General features: G+C 59.4%; 2 protein-coding genes. Both read left to right on the plus strand.

Annotation, left to right across the window (positions count from 1 at the left end):
- Nucleotides 1-1,679: IS21 family transposase (istA, locus tag ABEA12_RS15130; protein WP_345468827.1), on the plus strand; the 1,679-nt coding region annotated here is incomplete at its 5' end.
- Nucleotides 1,679-2,455 (plus strand): ATP-binding protein, encoded by a 777-nt coding sequence (locus ABEA12_RS15135; protein ID WP_345468829.1) that lies wholly within the window; start codon nt 1,679-1,681, stop codon nt 2,453-2,455. The genes istA and ABEA12_RS15135, both read left to right, overlap by 1 nt.
- The last annotated feature ends 140 nt before the right edge of the window (nt 2,456-2,595 follow it).

The following is a 2,595-nucleotide window of genomic DNA, read 5'->3' on the forward strand; positions in this document are numbered from 1 at the left end:
ATCGCCACGAACAGGGAACCGGCACCCTGGACGTGATTCTCTGGTCTGAGCTGCAACACACCCGGTGTTGCGCTTTGACCCTTCGAGGAGAAACGATGACGGATCATCGTGTCATCATGCGGCTACTGGTGCAGGGCCGCAGTTATAACGAGATCGTGGCGAGCGAAAACTGTTCGCGGCGCAGCATCTCAACAGTGAACAAGGTCCTGGCCAGCTGCGGCATCACCACCCTGGACCAGATCAAGGAAGTCACGGACCAGCAACTTCACGGCTGGTTTCCCGACGGCAGGTCGAAGAAGTCCGAGCAGTACGAACAGCCGGACTTCGAAGCGGTGCACAAGTCCATGAAACACGATCGGAACTTCACGCTGCAGCAGGCCTGGCAGGGCTACGTGCTTCGGGAAGGTGAGCAACGCAAGTACGGGTATTCGAAGTTCTGTGCCCTGTTCGCCCAGCACGTCGCTTCCAACGACCTCTCTGCGACGATTCATCACGAGCCCGGCAGGACGATGCAGGTCGACTGGGCGGGGCAAACGCTGACGGTCACCGATACGCTCACCGGCCAGCTCTCCAAGGCGTACCTGTTCGCCGCGGTGCTGCCGTACTCGGGGATGTTGTTCGCCAGGGCATCGCTGACGATGAACCTTGCGGCATGGATCGACCTGCATGTGAGGGCCGTGGAGTATTTTTCCGGCGTCCCGCAGATCATAATTCCTGACAACGCCAAGACGGCGACTTACCGGCCCCAGCGCAAGGATCCCCAGCGGTTGCTCAACGACCGCTACTCCCAGTTCGCCACCCATTACGGTACCGCCATCGTGCCAGCCAGAGTGAAATCACCCCGCGACAAGGGATCTATCGAGCGGGCGGTGCGCACTGCCAACCACCGGATCATCGGGCGGCTGAGCCATGAGGTGTGGACCACGATCCAGGAGCTGAACGAAGCCATCGAGGTGCAGGTGGAGGAGATCAACGACCTCAAGAACCCGTACGGGATCAGCAAGCGGGAGATCTTCACGACCGAGGAAGCTTCCTGCCTCGGGAAACTGCCCGACCAGCGCTTCACGCAAGTGACCTGGAAGCAACTCAAAGTAGGGCGAAATTACCATGTTTCCTGCGACTACCAGAATTATTCTGCCCCTTACCGGCTGGCCGGACAGACCCTTCGGATCCGGTTGACCGACATGAGGGTGACCCTGTTTGCCGGGGAAGAAATCGTTTGCGAACACACACGCAAATACGGGCGCAAGGGCCAGTACTCAACCCTTGGAGAGCACGTGCCGCCGGCCCATCAGAACATCGCCAATCTCTGGTCACGCACCTGGTTCCTCGACCGTGCCCAAGCCTACGGACCGGCCACGAGTGAAGTCATCACCAGGATCTTGGATCGGTATGAAATCGAAGCCCAAGGATATTTGAGCTGCCAGAACATTCTCGATTCATTGGGAAAGAAGGGCAAAGCCCGTCTGGAAGCGGCGTGCCAGCAGGTCCTGAACACCGCCGCGCTCCCCAGCTACACCACCCTGAAAAGGGTGCTGGCGACCATCACCAGCGACCAACACGCCCCGCCAGTTCCCCGTGCCGCAGGGAACACCGTCAAACCGGAGCTCTCCGAGATGCCGCAGCTCACCGAGCACGTGTTCGTGCGTGGCTCCGACTACTACCAGGAGGGGTTCTGATGCCGATTTTCACCAGCGAGGACCACGAGAAGTTCAAGGCCCTGAGAATCACGAAGGTCGCAGCGGCCCTCGAGGTGCTCTTGGCCGACGAGTCCAACGAGCAGGTGCTGCCCGAGACGTTGTTCCGCCAAGCGGTCGACGACGCGCTCGAGTCGCGGCGCTCAGCGCGGATCGAGCGGTTGATCTCCCAAGCCTGTCTCCCGTTTGCCGATGCCTCGATTGCCGAGCTGGACTACCGTCAGGACCGCGGCGGGCTGAACGCGGTGCAGATGAGTCGGTATGCGAAGAACGATTGGGGTCGCGAGCAGATGAATGTGGTGATCACTGGGATGTCGGGTGCGGGCAAGACTCACTTGGCCTGCGCGATCGCGGTGTCTGCGTGCCATAACGAGCACAGCGTGCGGTACTGGCGCATGGACAATCTGGGTTTGGCGCTGGTGAGTGTTCATGATGATCACATCGCTCATCGGAACCTGCTTGACCAGCTTAAGGACGTTGACCTGTTAATTCTCGATGACTTTTTGACTATCGGGATCGACGCCAGGGCGACCAACGACTTGTTTACGGTTCTTGCCGACCGGGACCGGCGATTGCCGACGATGGTCCTGTCTCAAACCGGGCCAGAGTATTGGGTCCAAATGATTCACGACCGAGTCGCGGCAGACTCGATCGTGAATCGGCTGGCGAACAATTCACGACACATCAAACTTGGAACGGTTGATATGCGGCGTGAAGAAAACATGCGAAAACGCCGAGCCGAGGACCACTGGAACTAACTGGTAAGCCCTGTTCGTAACGATACAGGGCGGGCTCATACGGGTGCCGGACATCAGCGATGGTTGGTGGCCGGTACCCGGTCCGTGGCGGTGCGGTTTCACTTACGTGGACTGCCGGTTTCAGAAACGGTCACTTAACA

The organism is Paeniglutamicibacter antarcticus (genome assembly GCF_039544305.1).
Lineage (GTDB): Bacteria > Actinomycetota > Actinomycetes > Actinomycetales > Micrococcaceae > Paeniglutamicibacter > Paeniglutamicibacter antarcticus_C.